General features: G+C 57.3%; 17 protein-coding genes. 13 read left to right on the forward strand and 4 right to left on the reverse strand.

The annotated features are described in order from the left end of the window. The first annotated feature begins 130 nt into the window (after positions 1-130). The 5 genes from rnc to acpS all read left to right on the forward strand — a co-directional run bounded on the left by rnc (position 131) and on the right by acpS (position 3,772). Entirely contained in the window at positions 131-811 is a 681-nt protein-coding gene (gene rnc / locus SIK97_RS11570; protein WP_004104573.1) for a ribonuclease III, read from the forward strand. After that, positions 808-1,713: a GTPase Era gene (gene era / locus SIK97_RS11575; protein ID WP_004104571.1), complete on the forward strand. Its 906-nt coding sequence runs from the start codon at positions 808-810 to the stop codon at positions 1,711-1,713. The genes rnc and era overlap by 4 nt, the downstream gene beginning before the upstream one ends. A 198-nt stretch (positions 1,714-1,911) precedes the next feature. Then, a complete protein-coding gene (gene recO / locus SIK97_RS11580; RefSeq protein ID WP_004853269.1) occupies positions 1,912-2,649 on the forward strand; it encodes a DNA repair protein RecO in 738 nt (245 codons plus the stop codon). A gap of 11 nt (positions 2,650-2,660) precedes the next feature. Further along, the gene (pdxJ, locus tag SIK97_RS11585; RefSeq protein WP_014230400.1) at positions 2,661-3,392 is read left to right on the forward strand and encodes a pyridoxine 5'-phosphate synthase; all 732 of its coding nucleotides are present in this window, start codon (positions 2,661-2,663) and stop codon (positions 3,390-3,392) included. Continuing rightward, positions 3,392-3,772 (forward strand): holo-ACP synthase, encoded by a 381-nt coding sequence (acpS, locus tag SIK97_RS11590; RefSeq protein ID WP_014230399.1) that lies wholly within the window; start codon positions 3,392-3,394, stop codon positions 3,770-3,772. The genes pdxJ and acpS overlap by 1 nt, the downstream gene beginning before the upstream one ends. Positions 3,773-3,818: 46 nt before the next feature. On the opposite strand, the gene SIK97_RS11595 is transcribed toward acpS, so the two are convergent. Together SIK97_RS11595 and SIK97_RS11600 are read right to left on the reverse strand one after the other, a co-directional pair. Beyond that, positions 3,819-4,079, reverse strand: coding sequence for a YfhL family 4Fe-4S dicluster ferredoxin (locus tag SIK97_RS11595; protein WP_004114478.1), 261 nt, complete (start codon positions 4,077-4,079; stop codon positions 3,819-3,821). 166 nt (positions 4,080-4,245) lie between these two features. Beyond that, entirely contained in the window at positions 4,246-5,094 is an 849-nt protein-coding gene (locus SIK97_RS11600; RefSeq protein WP_014230398.1) for a MurR/RpiR family transcriptional regulator, read from the reverse strand. 209 nt (positions 5,095-5,303) lie between these two features. Here SIK97_RS11600 and yfhb point away from each other — a divergent pair, with 209 nt between their 5' ends. Next, positions 5,304-5,939 (forward strand): phosphatidylglycerophosphatase C, encoded by a 636-nt coding sequence (gene yfhb / locus SIK97_RS11605; protein WP_004853258.1) that lies wholly within the window; start codon positions 5,304-5,306, stop codon positions 5,937-5,939. A gap of 58 nt (positions 5,940-5,997) precedes the next feature. After that, the gene (gene tadA, locus SIK97_RS11610; protein WP_014230397.1) at positions 5,998-6,504 is read left to right on the forward strand and encodes a tRNA adenosine(34) deaminase TadA; all 507 of its coding nucleotides are present in this window, start codon (positions 5,998-6,000) and stop codon (positions 6,502-6,504) included. Here the strand turns inward: tadA and mltF are convergent. After that, on the reverse strand, positions 6,501-8,117 hold the full coding sequence (gene mltF / locus SIK97_RS11615) for a membrane-bound lytic murein transglycosylase MltF (RefSeq protein ID WP_014839219.1): 1,617 nt from the start codon (positions 8,115-8,117) through the stop codon (positions 6,501-6,503). The two genes, tadA and mltF, sit on opposite strands and share 4 nt — an antisense overlap. A 174-nt stretch (positions 8,118-8,291) precedes the next feature. On the opposite strand from mltF, the gene purL reads away from it, so the two are divergent. The 5 genes from purL (at position 8,292) to glnB (ending at position 16,624) form a co-directional block, all read left to right on the forward strand. Then, positions 8,292-12,179, forward strand: a complete 3,888-nt coding sequence (purL, locus tag SIK97_RS11620; RefSeq protein ID WP_057173014.1) for a phosphoribosylformylglycinamidine synthase — start codon at positions 8,292-8,294, stop codon at positions 12,177-12,179. A gap of 562 nt (positions 12,180-12,741) precedes the next feature. Beyond that, positions 12,742-14,178, forward strand: coding sequence for a sensor histidine kinase (locus SIK97_RS11625; protein WP_025106584.1), 1,437 nt, complete (start codon positions 12,742-12,744; stop codon positions 14,176-14,178). 13 nt (positions 14,179-14,191) lie between these two features. Continuing rightward, positions 14,192-14,896: a two-component system QseEF-associated lipoprotein QseG gene (gene qseG / locus SIK97_RS11630; protein WP_032750903.1), complete on the forward strand. Its 705-nt coding sequence runs from the start codon at positions 14,192-14,194 to the stop codon at positions 14,894-14,896. Continuing rightward, positions 14,883-16,220, forward strand: coding sequence for a two-component system response regulator GlrR (glrR, locus tag SIK97_RS11635; RefSeq protein WP_014230390.1), 1,338 nt, complete (start codon positions 14,883-14,885; stop codon positions 16,218-16,220). Before qseG ends, glrR begins: the two co-directional genes overlap by 14 nt. Positions 16,221-16,285: 65 nt before the next feature. Beyond that, a complete protein-coding gene (gene glnB, locus SIK97_RS11640; protein ID WP_002914032.1) occupies positions 16,286-16,624 on the forward strand; it encodes a nitrogen regulatory protein P-II in 339 nt (112 codons plus the stop codon). A gap of 58 nt (positions 16,625-16,682) precedes the next feature. On the opposite strand, the gene hmpA is transcribed toward glnB, so the two are convergent. After that, the gene (gene hmpA / locus SIK97_RS11645) at positions 16,683-17,873 is read right to left on the reverse strand and encodes an NO-inducible flavohemoprotein (RefSeq protein ID WP_057173012.1); all 1,191 of its coding nucleotides are present in this window, start codon (positions 17,871-17,873) and stop codon (positions 16,683-16,685) included. Positions 17,874-18,198: 325 nt separating this feature from the next. On the opposite strand from hmpA, the gene glyA reads away from it, so the two are divergent. Beyond that, positions 18,199-19,452: a serine hydroxymethyltransferase gene (gene glyA, locus SIK97_RS11650; RefSeq protein ID WP_009654385.1), complete on the forward strand. Its 1,254-nt coding sequence runs from the start codon at positions 18,199-18,201 to the stop codon at positions 19,450-19,452. Positions 19,453-19,478 lie beyond the last annotated feature (26 nt).

Consider the following 19,478-nt stretch of genomic DNA (forward strand, 5'->3'; position numbering starts at 1 on the left):
CGTATAGAATATCCCCCCGAAGTTTTAGGTTGTCTCTCGTAAGATTGACACAGCACACGAAACCGCGTTGGTTTTTACTCAGGTCGGTTTCGTGTGCTGCATTTTTGACGCATTCATCTATTGGTAACGCATGAACCCCATCGTAATTAATCGGCTTCAACGGAAGCTGGGCTACACTTTTCATCATCAGGAGCTGTTGCAACAGGCATTAACTCACCGCAGTGCCAGCAGCAAACATAATGAGCGCCTGGAATTTTTAGGCGACTCAATATTGAGCTTTGTGATCGCGAACGCGCTCTATCATCGTTTCCCTCGGGTAGACGAAGGCGATATGAGCCGCATGCGCGCGACCCTGGTACGAGGCAACACGCTGGCAGAAATTGCCCGCGAGTTCGAATTAGGTGAATGTCTGCGTCTTGGGCCAGGTGAACTGAAAAGCGGGGGCTTTCGCCGTGAATCTATACTGGCGGACACCGTTGAAGCGTTAATCGGCGGGATTTTCCTCGACAGCGATATTCAGAACGTTGAGCGCCTTATTCTCTCCTGGTACCAGAGTCGTCTGGATGAAATCAGCCCGGGTGACAAGCAAAAAGATCCGAAGACGCGCTTGCAGGAGTATCTGCAGGGGCGCCATCTGCCGCTGCCGTCTTACCTGGTGGTACAGGTTCGCGGTGAAGCGCACGATCAGGAATTTACTATCCACTGCCAGGTTAGCGGCCTGAGTGAACCGGTGGTTGGCACGGGTTCTAGCCGTCGCAAGGCGGAGCAGGCTGCCGCCGAACAGGCGCTGAAAAAGCTGGAGCTGGAATGAGCGAAGAAAAGAACTACTGCGGATTTATTGCCATCGTTGGTCGTCCAAACGTGGGCAAATCCACATTGCTGAACAAGCTGCTCGGGCAGAAGATCTCGATCACTTCCCGAAAAGCGCAGACGACGCGTCACCGCATCGTTGGTATTCATACTGAAGGTCCGTATCAGGCGATCTACGTCGATACCCCGGGCCTGCATATGGAAGAAAAACGCGCGATTAACCGTCTGATGAACAAAGCGGCAAGCAGCTCCATTGGCGACGTTGAGCTGGTTATTTTCGTCGTTGAAGGTACCCGCTGGACGCCGGACGACGAGATGGTGCTCAACAAGCTGCGCGACGGTAAAGCGCCGGTAATTCTGGCGGTCAACAAAGTCGATAACGTACAGGAAAAAGCCGATCTTCTGCCGCACCTGCAGTTCCTTGGCAGCCAGATGAACTTCCTTGATATCGTGCCGATTTCCGCGGAAACGGGGCTGAACGTTGATACCATCGCCGGTATCGTGCGTAAGCATCTGCCGGAAGCGATTCATCACTTCCCGGAAGATTACATCACCGACCGCTCTCAGCGCTTTATGGCTTCCGAGATCATTCGTGAAAAGCTGATGCGTTTCCTCGGCGCTGAACTGCCGTATTCCGTTACCGTGGAAATCGAACGTTTTGTAACCAACGAGCGCGGCGGCTACGATATCAACGGTCTGATTCTGGTTGAGCGTGAAGGGCAGAAGAAGATGGTAATTGGCAACAAAGGGGCCAAAATCAAAACTATCGGTATCGAAGCGCGTAAAGACATGCAGGATATGTTTGAAGCGCCGGTTCACCTCGAACTGTGGGTGAAAGTGAAGTCCGGCTGGGCTGATGACGAACGCGCGCTGCGCAGTCTCGGTTACGGCGACGATCTCTAAGTTTGGATACTCTATGGCTTTCGAGGTGCAGGACAAAACACAAAGTGTTTTGAACAGCGCTTGCGCTGGCTGCGAAGGAGCGAGGCCAGAGGCTGAGTCACGCGGCAAGACCGCGAGTCCCCGGGAGCTTACTTCAGTAAGTGACTGGTGTGAGTGGGCGCAGCCAACGCACCTGCGGCTTGAAAGACGACGAGTATGATGGAAGGCTGGCAACGCGCTTTCGTACTGCATAGCCGTCCCTGGAGCGAAACCAGCCTGATGCTGGACGTCTTCACGGAAGAGTCCGGTCGCGTGCGCCTTGTGGCTAAAGGCGCACGTTCCAAACGTTCTAACCTCAAAGGCGCGCTTCAGCCTTTTACTCCCTTACTGCTTCGCTTTGGCGGGCGCGGCGAAGTCAAAACGCTGCGCAGCGCGGAAGCCGTCTCGCTGGCGCTCCCTCTCAGCGGCATCACGCTCTACAGCGGCCTTTACGTCAACGAGCTTCTCTCTCGCGTGCTTGAGCACGAAACGCGCTTTTCCGAACTCTTCTTCGATTATTTGCACTGTATCCAGTCTCTGGCTGGCGCAAGCGGCTCGCCGGAACCGGCGCTACGGCGTTTTGAACTGGCGCTGCTGGGGCATCTGGGATATGGCGTGGATTTCCTGCACTGCGCCGGCAGCGGAGAAGCGGTTGACGACGCAATGACCTATCGCTACCGTGAAGAAAAAGGCTTTATCGCCAGCGTGGTTATTGATAACAACACCTTTACCGGGCACCATCTTAAGGCGCTGGCGAGCCGTGAATTTCCGGACAGCGATGCGCTGCGCGCGGCAAAGCGTTTCACCCGTATCGCCCTGAAGCCCTATCTGGGCGGGAAGCCGCTAAAAAGTCGCGAGCTTTTTCGTCAGTTTTTGCCCGCGCGGGCAGCGCGAGCCGATAAAACAAATAACGATTAACGAGGATTGTCATGGCTGAATTACTGTTGGGGGTCAATATTGACCACATTGCGACATTACGCAACGCTCGCGGTACCGCTTATCCGGATCCAGTACAGGCGGCCTTTATCGCCGAGCAGGCCGGCGCTGACGGTATTACCGTCCATCTGCGCGAAGATCGTCGCCATATTACCGATCGCGATGTCCGTATTTTGCGCCAGACGCTGGATACCCGCATGAACCTTGAGATGGCGGTGACGGAAGAGATGCTGAAGATTGCCTGTGAGACTCAGCCCCATTTTTGCTGCCTGGTACCGGAAAAACGTCAGGAAGTGACCACCGAAGGTGGACTGGACGTGGCGGGCCAGCTCGACAAAATGCGCGACGCCTGTAAACGCCTTGCCGATGCCGGTATCCTGGTTTCGCTGTTTATTGACGCGGACAACGCGCAAATTAAGGCGGCAGCGGACGTTGGCGCGCCTTATATCGAAATTCACACCGGATGCTACGCTGATGCGCAAACCGACGCTGAGCAGGCAAAAGAGCTGGAGCGTATTGCCAAAGCGGCGACCTATGCCGCCAGCCTGGGGCTGAAGGTTAATGCCGGTCACGGTTTGACCTACCATAACGTGAAGGCCATTGCCGCGCTGCCGGAAATGCACGAGCTGAACATCGGCCACGCGATTATTGGCCGTGCGGTGATGAGCGGCCTGAAAGAGGCGGTGGCGGAAATGAAGCGTTTGATGCAGGAAGCGCGCGCCTGATGGCCATTCTCGGACTGGGTACTGATATTGTAGAAATTGCCCGTATTGAAGCGGTAATTGCCCGCAGCGGCGATCGTCTGGCGCGTCGCGTCCTGAGCGATAGCGAGTGGGCGATATGGGAACAGCATCAGCAGCCGGTCCGTTTTCTGGCCAAGCGTTTCGCCGTTAAAGAAGCGGCGGCCAAGGCGCTTGGCACCGGCATCCGCAATGGTCTGGCGTTTAATCAGTTTGAGGTTTACAACGACGAGCTGGGTAAGCCAAAGCTGCGATTGTGGGGCGAAGCGAAGAGTCTGGCCGAGCGTATGGGCGTAAGCAGCATTCACGTGACGCTGGCCGACGAGCGTCACTATGCCTGCGCCACGGTGATTATCGAAAGCTAGAGTGTTACAGGCCGGAGAGGTCGGTTAACGCCACCATCCGGCAATATCACAGTTTGTCCGCGTGGTGCAGCAGGACAAACTTATCCCACAGCTGCTCTTCATTTTCGTTATGGGCCGGATCTTTCAGAATGGTATTTGGGATCGGACACACCTTCTGGCAGGTCGGCGTATCATAGTGGCCAACGCATTCGGTGCAGCGATCGCTGTTAATTTCATAAATGCTATCACCCATGGATATCGCCTCATTCGGGCACTCCGGCTCGCACATATCGCAGTTGATGCATTTTTTGGTGATTAACAGCGCCATCAGGAAATTCTCAGAAACAACACAAACAGGGCGGGCATTATACGCCCATTTTTCGCTCGGGCCAGCTCTTTTCCACCGCGGGGCGACCATCCGCAGCGGAGAAATTTTGCCCGGCCTGAGCCAATAAGAGAGAGTGTGCTTTTGACAGCGGGCAGGGCACTCGGGGTTACACCAGCTTTTTCACCAGCGCTTCGCTATGGCGAATCCGCTCCGGAGCGTGCTCAAGATCCTGCTGCACCAGCCCCATAAACAGTAGATCGGTCAACATCATTTGCGCGCTGGTGGAGGAGATCGCGGCGCTACGCGTGGCCTGCTCTTCCGCAATGGTGTACAGACACAGCGTCGCCTGCTGCTGAAGCGCGTTGGGGTTAAAGCCGGTGATCGCCAGGATCTGGCTTCCTACCCGCAGCGCTTCACCGGCCGCCATATTGATCTCACGTCGTTCACCGGAATAGGAGATGGCCAGCAGCAGATCGTCCGGAGACATCGCCTGTACCGTCGCCAGCAGGGCGTGCATATCCTGTTCTGATACCGCGTTAATGCCGATTTTCATCAGCTTCCAGCTAAAGTTTCTCGCCACCAGGCCCGACGCGCCGATGCCGGTAATGATGACCCGACGGGCGTGGCGCAACAGCGTGACGGCTTCCAGCAGCTTCTCTTCGGTGTTGACGTCCAGCGAGGCGTGCATGGCCGCGACGTTATCCTTAATCAGCTTTTCGCCAACCAGGCGTAGGGGATCGTCGCCGCGAATCTGGTTATGCACCGGTACGGATTGCGGAGTCGGCGCGCTTGCCAGGGCTTCGCTCAACGCCAGCTTTAACGCCGGGAAGCCTTTGAACCCCATCTTCTGCGCAAATTTCACTACGCTTGACTGGCTGACGCCGGCTTCGCCCGCCAGCTGCTGCGAGCTGAGGTGGCGGGTTTGATCCGGTTGAGCCAGAATGAAATCGGCCAGTTTTTTATCGCTTGCGGCCAACGTCGGATAGCGCTGGCGAATACGGGTCAAACAGTTCATAGCGGCTCCGGAGGACAGCTTCACCCTCGGCTGAAAGAATTTTGTATTCGATTATAAGAGGATTATCGCGAATTAAAAATTCTGTGCCTAAGATTTCTCGGCAAAGACGTTTTCTTAATACGGATTCAACAGCAGCGTATGTTTTCGCTATTGGCGACGTAAGACTGTTAAGCTATTGGTTATCATGCGATCGTTCAGGGGAGTGGGTTTTGAATAGCAGCACGCGGAGAGTGGTTTTCTTTGATCTGGATGGAACCTTGCATCAGCAGGATATGTTCGGTAGCTTTTTGCGCTATGCCCTGCGCCATCAGCCGCTGAACGCGCTGCTGCTGCTTCCTTTATTGCCGGTTATCGCGGCCGGACTGATGTTATACGGTCGCGCCGCGCGCTGGCCGATGAGCCTGCTGCTCTGGGCATCAACCTTCGGACGCAGCGAGCAGCAGCTTAAACGCCTGGAGGCCAATTTTGTTCGCTGGTTTCGCCAGCACGTCACGGCATTCCCGGTTGTTCAGGCGCGGCTTAAACATTATCTGACCAGCACGGACGCTGACGTCTGGCTGATCACCGGTTCGCCGCAGTCGCTGGTTGAACAGGTCTATTTTGATACCGCCTGGCTGCCGCGGGTGAATCTGATCGCCAGCCGAATGGAGCGACGCTACGGCGGCTGGGGGTTAACCCTGCGCTGTCTCGGTAATGAAAAAGTGACGCAGCTGGAACAAAAGATCGGCGCACCGCTGCGCTTGTATAGCGGCTACAGCGACAGCGAGCAGGACAACCCGCTGCTCTCTTTTTGCCAGCACCGCTGGCGGGTGACGCCGCAGGGCGATCTTCAGCAGTTAGAATAGTGTGTAATACATAGCGCCCATGTATAATGCGCCCCGCTTTTCTGCAGGAGTGCCCGCTTTGTCTGACCATGAATTAAATGATGAATACTGGATGCGTCACGCCCTGACGCTGGCCAAACGCGCCTGGGAAGAGGGCGAGGTGCCGGTCGGCGCCGTGCTGGTGCATAATCATCAGGTCATCGGCGAGGGCTGGAACCGGCCCATCGGCCGCCACGATCCCACCGCGCACGCCGAGATTATGGCGCTGCGTCAGGGCGGGCTGGTGTTGCAAAACTATCGCCTGATTGACGCAACGCTGTACGTTACTCTCGAACCCTGCGTGATGTGCGCCGGCGCAATGGTGCACAGCCGTATTTCCCGGCTGGTGTTTGGCGCCAGGGATGCGAAAACCGGCGCCGCCGGGTCGCTGATTGATGTGCTGCATCATCCGGGCATGAACCATCGGGTAGAAATAGCGGAAGGTGTTATGGCGGAGGCCTGTTCCGGCATGCTGAGCGATTTCTTCCGCTGGCGGCGGGAAGAGAAAAAAGCGCTAAAGCGAGCTGGCCAACAGGCGCAAGATTAATGCCCCATTCCGGGGATTTTTAATTTTGCGTTATCGACCAGCGTTTCGGCGCGAAAGTTAAAAAAGGACCTGGTGTACTGCTCTTCTTTATCCAGCTCATCCGGCATGACCGCCGGATAGTGTTCGCCTAAGGCCGCCATCTGCGCGTCTTTTTTCTCTTTTTCAGAGAGATAGCCCACGAGGCTGATATGATATTTGCGGATATTTTCGACGTAAGCGTAGGCTTCGTGCCCGCGTGCAAATCCGTACTTCAGTCGGCTGTAGTAGTTTTTCTGGCTTAGCAGCGGCAGACGCTGCTTCACATCCGCCCAGCTATTCGGGTTGCCTTTCTGCTTTTTGGTCAGCGCCATCGCGTCAAGCATGTGCGCGTAGCCCATATTATAAGCCGCCAGCGCAAACCAGATGCGTTCGTCCTGTGGGACCGACTCCGGCACTTTATTCATCATGTCCTGTAAATAACGCATGCCGCCGTCGAGGCTTTGCTCGGCGTCGGTGCGATCGGTCAGGCCCAGGCTTTGTGCCGTATTGCGGGTCAACATCATTATCCCGCGAACGCCCGTCGGAGAGGTAGCCTGCGGATCCCAGTGCGATTCCTGCCATGAGATAGCCGCCAGCAGCCGCCAGTCTATCTGTCGGGCGTATTTTTCAAACATCGGCTGCAGGTCAGGTAGAACGCTCTCCACGGCGCGCAGGAAGGTGCGGGTGTCAACGTAGTCAAAATCGTTGCCGTGGCCGAGGTATTTCTCCTCCAGCCTCGCCAGGGTGCCATCTTCGTTAATGTTATTGAAGAAATCGAGCATTGCCGCCGGCAGGGAATTATCCTCACCTTTTTCGCTAAACCAGGTGACCGGCTGTTCGTCGCTGATATCGAGGGCGACGGCCAGCTCCGGGTGGACGCGCTGGAACAGACTGACGGCGACCGAATCAGCGACGGTATAGTCGAGTTTGCCATCGATAACCGCCTGCATCAGCGCCGTCGTGCCGCGCTTATCGTCCACGTGCCACTCAAGGTCGGGATATTTTTGCTTTTTCAATGCCTGGAGATCGTTAATCGCCACGTGCCCGGGAGCGATGGCCAGCTGCGCGGCGGTGATGTTTGCCAGGGTGCGCGGACGCAGGTTGCCTTTGCGATACACCAGCTGTTGCGAAACGGAATAGTAGGTCGGCCCGACCTGATAGTTTTTCACCCGCTCGGAGTTGTAGACCAGCCCGGCTGCCAGCATGTCGGCTTTGCCTTCATCGAGGTCGTCGAATAGCTGGCTGATATTCTGCCTGACGGTGACTTTGAGCTCGACGCCGAGGTAGTCGGCAAACTGCTGCGCCAGCTCATAATCAAAACCGTAGGTCTTGTCATTGATAGTCGCGAAGGTCATCGGCGAATTAATGGTGCTGATTCGCAGTTCTCCGCGCGCCATGATCCCCGCCACGCGGTTTTCTGGTTTTCCCATCCACGGGAGAGACGGCCACAGGGCAGCCGCCAGCAGGAGGGTCACAATGCCGATGAGCAGATAATTAATCTTTAGTTTTTTCAGATAGTTAATCTTCTGCAGCTTCGCGTTCCTCAGCAGATTATGACCAGAAAAAGTAAAAGGTTGTCCTGGAATGAGCGGCATTTTGCTTAAGAATGCGCCAGTTGGCAACTTATTCGCGAGATGAGTCACATTAATTGATAAACCCCGGCAATCATTTTATTTCTACGCAAACGGTTTCGTCGGGGCGCAGGATTCACTATAATGGCGCCCGTTTCCCCCCTGGCTCACCATGAAAGCTTCGAAGACGAGAGACTTATGATGGAAATTTTGCGTGGTTCACCTGCACTGTCGGCATTCCGTATCAATAAACTGCTGGCACGTTTCCAGGCGGCCAACCTTCCGGTCAGCACCCTTTATGCCGAGTACGTTCATTTTGCCGACCTCAGCGCCCCGCTCAGCGGCGACGATCGCGAGAGCCTGGCAAGATTGCTCAAGTATGGCCCGAACTTAAGCAGCCATACCCCGACCGGCAAGCTACTGCTCGTTACCCCCCGTCCCGGCACCATCTCTCCCTGGTCTTCTAAAGCTACCGACATTGCCCATAACTGCGGCCTGTCACAGGTTTTGCGCCTGGAGCGCGGCGTGGCGTATTACGTCGAAGCGAGCAGCCTGAATGACGAACAGTGGTCGCAGGTGGCGGCCGAACTGCATGACCGCATGATGGAAAGCGTCTTTGGTGCGCTGGAAGAGGGTGAAAAACTCTTCGCCCACCATCAGCCAACCCCGGTCACCAGCGTTGATCTGCTGGGCCTGGGCCGTCAGGCGCTGATTGACGCCAACCTCCGTCTGGGGCTGGCGCTGGCGGATGATGAAATCGACTATCTGCAGGATGCTTTCCAGAAGCTGGGGCGCAACCCGAACGATATCGAACTCTATATGTTCGCGCAGGCTAACTCCGAGCACTGCCGACACAAGATTTTTAACGCCGACTGGGTCATTGATGGCGAAAAGCAGCCGAAGTCGCTGTTTAAAATGATCAAAAACACCTTCGAGAAAACCCCGGACTACGTGCTGTCTGCTTATAAAGACAACGCCGCGGTAATGGAAGGTTCAGCCGTGGGGCGCTACTTCGCCGACCACGAAACCGGCCGCTACGACTTCCACCAGGAAGACGCGCATATTCTGATGAAGGTCGAAACCCATAACCACCCGACGGCGATCTCTCCGTGGCCGGGCGCGGCGACCGGTTCCGGCGGCGAAATTCGCGATGAAGGCGCCACCGGGCGCGGCGCGAAGCCGAAAGCGGGTCTGGTGGGCTTCTCGGTTTCCAACCTGCGTATTCCGGGGTTTGAGCAGCCGTGGGAAGAGGATTTCGGTAAGCCGGAGCGTATCGTCACCGCGCTGGATATCATGACCGAAGGCCCGCTGGGCGGCGCGGCGTTTAACAACGAATTTGGTCGTCCGGCGCTCAACGGTTACTTCCGTACCTATGAAGAGAAAGTGAGCAGCCACAACGGCGAAGAGCTGCGCGGCTATCACAAGCCCATTATGCTGGCGGGCGGTATCGGCAACATTCGCGGCGAACACGTGCAGAAGGGCGAGATCGTCGTCGGCGCGAAGCTGATTGTTCTCGGCGGTCCGGCGATGAACATCGGTCTTGGCGGCGGCGCGGCCTCTTCAATGGCTTCCGGCCAGTCCGATGCCGATCTCGATTTCGCCTCCGTACAGCGCGACAACCCGGAAATGGAACGTCGTTGCCAGGAAGTTATCGACCGCTGCTGGCAGCTGGGCGACGCCAACCCGATTCTGTTTATCCACGACGTCGGCGCCGGCGGTCTGTCGAACGCGATGCCTGAACTGGTCAGCGACGGCGGACGCGGCGGTAAATTCCAGCTGCGCGATATCCTCAGCGATGAGCCGGGCATGAGCCCGCTGGAGATCTGGTGTAACGAATCGCAGGAACGTTATGTGCTGGCGGTCGCGCCGGAGCAGCTGCCGCTGTTTGATGAGCTGTGCCGCCGCGAACGCGCGCCGTATGCTGTGATTGGCGAAGCGACCGAAGCGCTGCATCTGAGCCTCGACGATACTCACTTTGACGATCGCCCGATCGACCTGCCGCTTGACGTGCTGCTGGGCAAAACGCCGAAAATGACCCGCGACGTGCAGACGCTCAAAGCCCAGGGCCAGAGTCTGGAACGCCAGGGAATCACTATTGCCGATGCGGTGAATCGCGTGCTGCACCTGCCGACCGTGGCGGAGAAAACCTTCCTCGTCACCATCGGCGACCGTACCGTCACCGGTATGGTGGCGCGCGATCAGATGGTGGGTCCGTGGCAGATCCCGGTGGCTAACTGCGCGGTGACCACCGCCAGTCTCGACAGCTACTATGGCGAAGCCATGTCTATTGGCGAGCGCGCGCCGGTGGCGCTGCTGGACTTTGCCGCTTCCGCCCGTCTGGCGGTCGGCGAGGCGCTGACCAACATCGCGGCGACGCAGATTGGCGCGCTCAATCGCGTGAAGCTGTCGGCAAACTGGATGGCCGCAGCCGGTCACCCGGGCGAAGACGCCGGTTTATATGAAGCGGTAAAAGCGGTTGGCGAAGAGCTCTGTCCGGCCCTGGGACTGACCATTCCGGTGGGTAAAGACTCCATGTCGATGAAAACCCGCTGGCAGGAAGGCGCTGAACAGCGCGAGATGACCTCTCCGCTGTCGCTGGTGATTTCCGCCTTTGCTCGCGTGGAAGACGTACGCCGTACCGTCACCCCACAGCTCGCGACCGAAGACAATGCCCTGCTGCTGATTGATTTAGGCAAGGGGAACAATGCGCTGGGCGCGACCGCGCTGGCGCAGGTTTATCGTCAGCTTGGCGATGTGACCGCCGACGTGCGCGATGTCGCGCAGCTGAAAGGCTTCTGGGACGCAATGCAGGCGCTGGTGGCCGAAGGTAAGCTGCTGGCGTGGCACGACCGGTCTGACGGTGGCCTGCTGGTCACGCTGGCCGAGATGGCCTTTACCGGCCACTGCGGCGTCAAGGTTGATATCGCCGCGCTCGGCGAGGATCGTCTGGCCGCGCTGTTTAACGAGGAGCTTGGCGGGGTGATTCAGGTTCGTGCCGCCGACCGCCAGGCGGTGGAAGCGCTGCTGGCCGCTCATGGTCTGGCGGATTGCGTTCACTATCTTGGCCAGGCCACGACGGGCGATCGCTTTGTCATCGAGGCCGACGGTCATCCGGTATTCAGCGAAAGCCGCACAACGCTGCGCATGTGGTGGGCAGAAACCACCTGGCAAATGCAGCGTCTGCGCGATAACCCGGAGTGCGCCGACCAGGAGCACGAGGCGAAAGCCAACGATGCCGATCCGGGCCTTAACGTGAAGCTCTCCTTCGATATCAATGAGGATATCGCTGCGCCTTATATTGCCACCGGCGCGCGTCCGAAGGTTGCGGTGCTGCGCGAGCAGGGCGTGAACTCCCATGTAGAAATGGCCGCGGCGTTCCATCGCGCGGGCTTTGATGCCATCGACGTGCACATGAGCGACCTGCTGGCGGGGCGTACCGGTCTTGCTGACTTCCAGGCGCTGGTGGCCTGCGGCGGCTTCTCCTACGGTGACGTTTTAGGCGCGGGTGAGGGCTGGGCGAAATCGATCCTGTTCAATGAGCGGGTTCGCGACGAATTTGCCACCTTCTTCCATCGTCCGCAAACCCTGGCGCTGGGCGTGTGCAACGGCTGCCAGATGATGTCTAACCTGCGCGAGCTGATCCCGGGCAGCGAGCTGTGGCCGCGCTTTGTGCGTAACCAGTCCGACCGCTTTGAAGCGCGCTTCAGCCTGGTTGAAGTGACCCAGAGCCCGTCGCTGCTGCTGCAGGGGATGGTGGGGTCAATGATGCCGATTGCCGTATCTCACGGTGAAGGACAGGTGGAAGTCCGCGATGGCGCGCATCTGGCGCAGCTGGAAAGCAAAGGCCTGGTGGCGCTGCGCTTTGTCGACAACGTCGGCAAGGTGACGGAAAACTATCCGGCTAACCCGAACGGTTCGCCGAACGGTATCACCGCGGTGACCAGCGAAAGCGGGCGCGCGACCATCATGATGCCGCACCCGGAACGCGTGTTCCGTACCGTGTCGAACTCCTGGCATCCGGAAAACTGGGGCGAAGACAGCCCGTGGATGCGTATTTTCCGCAACGCGCGTAAACAGCTGGGCTAAAACCGCTCACAAATCGCATTAAGCCTCCTGCCCGCGCAGGAGGCTTTTTTATTGGTGAGGCGTATCGAGAGCAGGTGTCGGGGATCGCCGACAAACGCGCTATAGCGGTGTCGTCAAAAGGTGACACTTAACATATTGATTTATAATGGCATTGCTAAACCATTCATCCGGTGTTGCTAATCAGCGACACTTTGCGCATAAACCGACCATCATCATTCATGTCCATGAATAGTAAAAAGGTATTATATTTCATTGTGTTAATAAAATGTTTTGAGATGTGGCATAGTTCGTGCATAATTATAACCAGTGGCTCATTCACCTTCTTATGTCAGCCCCTTCGGGACGCGCTACATAAACTTCGAATGACGCACAAACAGGTGCCTGCCGTCCAACTCCTGATAACAGCTCTGCTTTATCAGTCATCGGGCGAAACGTCGAGTAAGGCACCGCCTCATTTCTTAATAAAGCCAGGCTCCTGTAGCCTGGCTTTATTATTTCCGGCGTAGATGTTTATTGCGTCCTCGGTTAGCATCGTCATGAGCTAATGATTGAGACCCTATCCGTGAAGCGACTCTCCCTTTTCCCCCGTTCGCTGCGCCAGCTGGTCACGCTATCCTTCGTGCTGATCCTGCTGCCGCTGCTGGTGCTGGCATGGCAGGCGTGGCAAAGCCTCAACGCGCTGAGCGCGCAGGCGGCGCATATCAACCGTACTACCCTTATCGACGCCCGCCGCAGCGAAGCGATGATTAACGCATCGCTGGAGATGGAACGTAGCTACCGTCAGTACTGCGTGCTGGACGATCCGACGCTGGCGCGGGTCTACCAGAATCAGCGCCAACGCTACAGCGAAATGCTTGATGCTCACGCGGGCGTCCTGCCCGATGAGAAAATCTGGCAGGCGCTGCGTCAGGATCTCGACGATCTGGCCGAGCTACAGTGTAAAAATAGCGGTCCGGCGGCGAAGTCAGCCGCCAGCCTGGAAGCGTTTGCCTCGGCCAATAGCGACATGGTGCAGGCAACCCGAACGGTGGTCTATTCGCGCGGGCAGCAGCTGCAGCAGGAAATCGCCGAGCGCGGGCAGTTCTTCGGCTGGCAGGCGCTGGTGCTGTTCCTGCTCAGCCTGGCGCTGGTGCTGCTGTTCACCCGCATGATTATCGGCCCGGTGAAGGGCATTGAGAGAATGATCAACCGACTGGGGGAGGGGAAGTCGCTGGACGACGCCGCGCTGTTTACCGGTCCGCGCGAGCTGCGCTCCGTCGGTAAACGCATTATCTGGCTGAGCGAACGCCTTGCCTGGCTGGAATCCCAGCGTCATCAGTTCCTGCGCCATCTTTCCCATGAGCTGAAAACGCCGCTGGCCAGCATGCGCGAAGGGACGGAACTGCTTGCCGACCGGGTGGCCGGGCCGCTGACGCCCGAGCAGCAGGAGATCGTTGAAATTCTCGATAACAGCAGCCGCAACCTGCAAAAGCTGATCGAGCAGCTGCTGGATTACAACCGTAAACAGGCCGATGGCCCGATTGCGCGCGAGACGGTAAACCTGGCCGAACTGGTGGAAAATGTGGTTTCTGCCCATAGCCTGCCGGCAAGAGCTAAAATGATGCATACCGAACTGTTGCTCAGCGAGCGTTTATGCGAAGCGGAGCCCGCTCTGCTGGTGAGCGTCCTGGATAATCTCTACTCCAATGCGGTGCACTATGGTGCTGAATCCGGTAACATTCGCATTCATAGCTATCGGCACGGCGAGCAGGTGCGCATTGACGTCATTAACGACGGCGAGCCGATCCCGCCCGCAGAGAGAAACATGATTTTTGAGCCTTTTTATCAGGGAAGCCACCAGCGTAAAGGGGCGGTAAAAGGCAGCGGTCTGGGGCTGAGCATTGCCCGCGACTGCGTACGGCAAATGCAGGGCGAGCTGAGCCTGGTTGATGATAAATCAGGGCTAATCTGTTTTCGTATCACGCTCCCCGTCGCCGAGTCTGGACAAAATAACGTATAACTATCGGGTGAATATGTCCCACTTCTTCGCACTTGTCCGTCCCCTCAGGGGATGGCTGCTGTCAGGCATGTCCTGCCTGGCGCTGGCGGGATGTTCCGCCTCTACATCACCACACGCCGCGGATGGCAAAACGCTCTCCGCGCTGCCGCAGCATCAGGTCGCCGATTTTCTTTCGGTGGAGTGCGCCGATATCTGGAGCCTGCAAAGCGAGGCCAGTGATAAAAACCCGCTTTACTGGCTGCGGGGAATTGACTGCGCGGATCGCCTTGCTCCGGTACAGGCGCGGGCTGAAGCCCGGCAGCACGATGCCAACAGCTGGCAGGATGCCTTTAAACGCGGCATTTTACTGGCCGATGCCAAAATTACGCCCAACGAACGTCGCGATCTGGTGGCCAGTCTGGATGCCTTCAGCCCGCAAATCGCCGCCCAGGTTCGCCCGCTTTATCAGCTCTGGCGCGATGCCCAGGGCCGGCAGCTTCAGCTGATTGAGGAGCGCTCCCGCTACGCCAAATTGCAGCAGTCAAGCGATGCGGAGCTGGAGACGCTGCGTCAGCAGGAAATTGAACTTCGCAGTCAGCTCGAACTGACGACCCGCAAGCTGGAGAATCTCACCGACATCGAGCGCCAGCTCTCCAGCCGTAAACCCGGCGGGAACTTCAGCCCGGACGCCGGGCACGGCGGCGAGAAGGTCCCGGAGGTGATTCATGACGATCCGTAAACCCGCCCGCCTGCTGCTGGTGGACGACGATCCGGGGCTGCTGAAGCTGCTGGGCATGCGTCTTGTCAGCGAAGGATACAGCGTACTGACCGCCGAGAGCGGGCCAGAGGCCCTGCGCACCCTGAGCCGTGACAAAGTCGACCTGGTAGTCAGCGACCTGCGGATGGACGAGATGGACGGCCTCCAGCTGTTCAGCGAAATCCAGAAGGTTCAGCCGGGAATGCCGGTGATCATTCTCACCGCGCACGGTTCCATTCCGGACGCCGTTGCCGCGACCCAGCAGGGCGTATTTAGCTTTCTCACCAAGCCGGTGGATAAAGACGCTCTGTATAAAGCGATTGATGACGCGCTGGAGCAGAGCGCGCCCACCACCGATGAGCGCTGGCGCCAGGCGATTGTGACCCGCAGCCCGCTGATGGAGCGTCTGCTGGAGCAGGCAGGGATGGTGGCGCAGTCGGACGTCAGCGTACTGATTAACGGCCAGAGCGGTACCGGCAAGGAGATTGTCGCCCAGGCAATTCATAACGCCAGCCCGCGCCGCGATAAACCTTTTGTCGCCATTAACTGCGGCGCGCTTCCCGAGCAGCTGCTGGAGTCAGAGCTGTTTGGCCACGCCCGCGGCGCTTTTACCGGCGCGGTCAGCAATCGCGAGGGGCTATTCCAGGCCGCAGAAGGCGGGACCCTGTTTCTTGATGAAATCGGCGATATGCCGGTGGCGCTGCAGGTTAAACTGCTGCGCGTCCTGCAGGAGCGTAAAGTGCGCCCGCTGGGCAGCAACCGCGATATCGACATTGATGTGCGGATTATTTCTGCGACCCATCGCGACCTGCCGAAGGCCATGGCGCGCGGCGAGTTTCGCGAAGATCTGTTTTATCGTCTCAACGTGGTGAATCTGAAAATCCCGCCGCTGGCCGAGCGTACGGAAGATATTCCGCTGCTGGCGAACCATCTGCTGCGCCAGTCCGCCGATCGCCACAAACCCTTTGTTCGCGCGTTCTCCACCGATGCGATGAAGCGGCTGATGGCCGCAAAATGGCCGGGCAACGTGCGCCAGCTGGTGAACGTGATTGAGCAGTGCGTGGCGCTAACCTCTTCGCCGGTCATTAGCGACGCCCTGGTGGAGCAGGCGCTGGAAGGGGAAAACACCGCGCTGCCGACCTTTGTTGAGGCGCGGAATCAGTTTGAGCTCAATTACCTGCGCAAGCTGCTGCAAATCACTAAAGGCAACGTCACGCATGCGGCGCGGATGGCGGGGCGCAACCGCACCGAATTTTATAAGCTGCTGTCGCGCCACGAGCTCGACGCTAACGACTTTAAAGAGTAGCTCCGCGTGATGACGCAAGTTATGATACGGTTAGCAACCGGTTACGCGACTAAAACAGGAACACCATGAAAAAGATTGATGCGATTATTAAACCCTTCAAACTGGATGACGTGCGTGAAGCGCTGGCCGAAGTCGGCATCACCGGGATGACGGTAACGGAAGTGAAAGGTTTTGGCCGCCAGAAGGGGCATACCGAGCTGTATCGCGGCGCGGAGTATATGGTCGATTTTCTGCCGAAAGTGAAAATCGAAATCGTTGTCACCGATGATATCGTCGATACCTGCGTGGATACCATTATCCGTACGGCGCAGACCGGCAAAATCGGCGACGGTAAGATCTTTGTTTTCGATGTCGCGCGCGTGATTCGTATCCGCACCGGCGAAGAAGACGACGCGGCGATTTAAGCTGACAAACCGAATGGCGGCCCGATAATTTCCGGGCCGCCTGCATCCATCGCTCTGTTTACAGCACCTTGTGCGGGCCGAAGCACTCGTAATGAATGTTGCCGCTGCTCACGCCCAGATCTACCAGCTGCTTCGCGGCAAACTGCATAAACGCCACCGGGCCGCAGAGATAGAACTGCATCTGCGGGTCGCCGATCTTGTCGGCCAGGGCCGCTAAATCCATCAAACCTTCGCTGTCAAACGCGCCGGCGTCACGGTCCGTTTCGCTCGGGCTGCGGTACCAGACGTGAGAAGTAAACTTCGGCAGGGTTTCACCCAGCGCTTTCACTTCCTCCGCGAAGGCGTGCACGTCGCCATTCTCTGCCGCGTGGAACCAGTTCACCTGCGCCGGATGCTGTGCTTTTGCCAGCGTGTCCAGCATCGCCAGCATCGGCGTCTGACCGACGCCGCCGGAGAGCAGCGTGACCGGCGTTTCCGGCGCCACGTTGAGGAAAAAATCGCCGGCCGGCGCGGCCAGGTAAATCACGTCGCCTTCTTTCGCAGAATCATGCAGCCAGTTTGAAACCTGGCCGCCGTTTTCACGCTTAACCGCAATGCGATAGCCTTTGCCGTCGGGTTTGCGGGTCAAAGAGTACTGACGAATTTCCTGATGCGGAAAGCCTTCCGGCTTCAGCCAGACCGCCAGGTACTGGCCCGGATGGTATTCAGCGACCGCGCCGCCGTCGACCGGCTCAAACTCAAAGCTGGTAATCAGCGCGCTGCGCGGCGTTTTTCTGACGATGCGGAACGCGCGTGTGCCTTCCCAGCCGCCGGTTTTACTGGCGCTTTCGCTGTAGATTTGCGCTTCACGATTAATAAAGACGTTGGCCAGCACGCCGTAGGCCTTGCCCCAGGCATCCAGCACTTCCTGACCCGGGCTGAACATCTCGTCAAGGGTGGCCAGCAGGTGGGTGCCGACAATATTGTACTGCTCGGGCTGGATCTGGAAGCTGGTGTGCTTCTGGGCGATTTTTTCCACCGCCGGCAGCAGGGCGGGCAGGTTCTCAAGATTGCTGGCATAGGCGGCAATGGCGTTGAACAGCGCCTCGCGCTGGTCGCCGTTGCGCTGATTACTCATATTAAAGATTTCTTTGAGTTCGGGATTATGAGCAAACATGCGGTCGTAAAAATGGGCGGTCAGTTTCGGACCGGTTTCAACCAGCAGAGGGATGGTGGCTTTCACCGTAGCGATGGTTTGCGCGTCGAGCATAGCAGCTTCCTTTATAGGTTATCTTAATGATGCATTTAAAATGCATTTTATAAAAATAACCCTGCTTTGTAAATGGTTCTTTAACACTTTGCCGTAAGGCAGTTACAACATGAATTATTTGCATCACAAACCTGAAAAGAAATCCGTTGATAATCGAAGGTGCTTTATTGCTCAAAGCCTTGTGTAACGCGGAGCCAATCGTTTGCGTAAAATCCTTTGTCAAGACCTGTTATCGCAGAATGATTCAGTTATACTGTGGGCCGTTGTCCAGGTGGACCGCCTTTTTAGGCCGAAATTTTATTGTTAGCTGAGTCAGGAGATGCGGATGTTAAAGCGTGAAATGAACATTGCCGATTATGATGCCGAACTGTGGCAGGCTATGGAGCAAGAAAAAGTACGTCAGGAAGAGCACATCGAACTGATCGCCTCCGAAAACTACACCAGCCCGCGCGTTATGCAGGCGCAGGGCTCTCAGCTGACCAACAAATACGCTGAAGGATATCCGGGCAAGCGCTACTACGGCGGCTGTGAATACGTCGATATCGTAGAGCAGCTGGCTATCGATCGCGCCAAAGAGCTGTTCGGCGCTGACTACGCTAACGTGCAGCCGCACTCCGGCTCCCAGGCTAACTTCGCGGTCTATACTGCACTGCTGCAGCCGGGCGATACCGTTCTGGGTATGAACCTGGCGCAGGGTGGTCACCTGACTCACGGCTCCCCGGTTAACTTCTCCGGCAAACTGTACAACATCATTCCTTACGGCATCGATGAGTCCGGTAAAATTGACTATGAAGACATGGCTAAGCAGGCTCAGGAACATAAACCGAAGATGATTATCGGTGGTTTCTCCGCTTATTCCGGCGTGGTTGACTGGGCAAAAATGCGCGAAATCGCTGACAGCATCGGCGCATACCTGTTCGTCGACATGGCCCACGTTGCCGGTCTGATCGCCGCTGGCGTTTACCCGAACCCGGTTCCGCATGCTCACGTCGTGACCACCACTACCCACAAAACCCTGGCCGGTCCGCGCGGCGGCCTGATCCTGGCGAAAGGCGGCAGCGAAGAGCTGTACAAAAAACTGAACTCTGCCGTATTCCCGAGCGCCCAGGGCGGCCCGCTGATGCACGTTATCGCGGCGAAAGCCGTTGCGCTGAAAGAAGCGATGGAGCCGGAGTTCAAAGTTTACCAGCAGCAGGTAGCGAAAAACGCGAAGGCAATGGTAGAAGTGTTCCTGAACCGCGGCTACAAAGTGGTTTCCGGCGGCACTGAAAACCACCTGTTCCTGCTGGATCTGGTCGATAAAAACCTGACCGGTAAAGAAGCGGACGCTGCGCTGGGCCGTGCTAACATCACCGTCAACAAAAACAGCGTGCCGAACGATCCGAAGAGCCCGTTTGTGACCTCCGGCATCCGTATCGGTTCTCCGGCAGTCACCCGTCGCGGCTTTAAAGAAGCGGAAGTGAAAGAGCTGGCCGGCTGGATGTGCGACGTGCTGGACAACATCAATGACGAAGCGGTCATTGAGCGCGTGAAGGGTAAAGTGCTGGATATCTGCGCACGCTTCCCGGTTTATGCGTAAGCGTTAGCGTTGACATAAAAAAGGCC

The sequence above is a fragment of the Klebsiella sp. JN_Kp126 genome, assembly GCF_033843325.1.
GTDB classification, from domain to species: domain Bacteria; phylum Pseudomonadota; class Gammaproteobacteria; order Enterobacterales; family Enterobacteriaceae; genus Klebsiella; species Klebsiella michiganensis.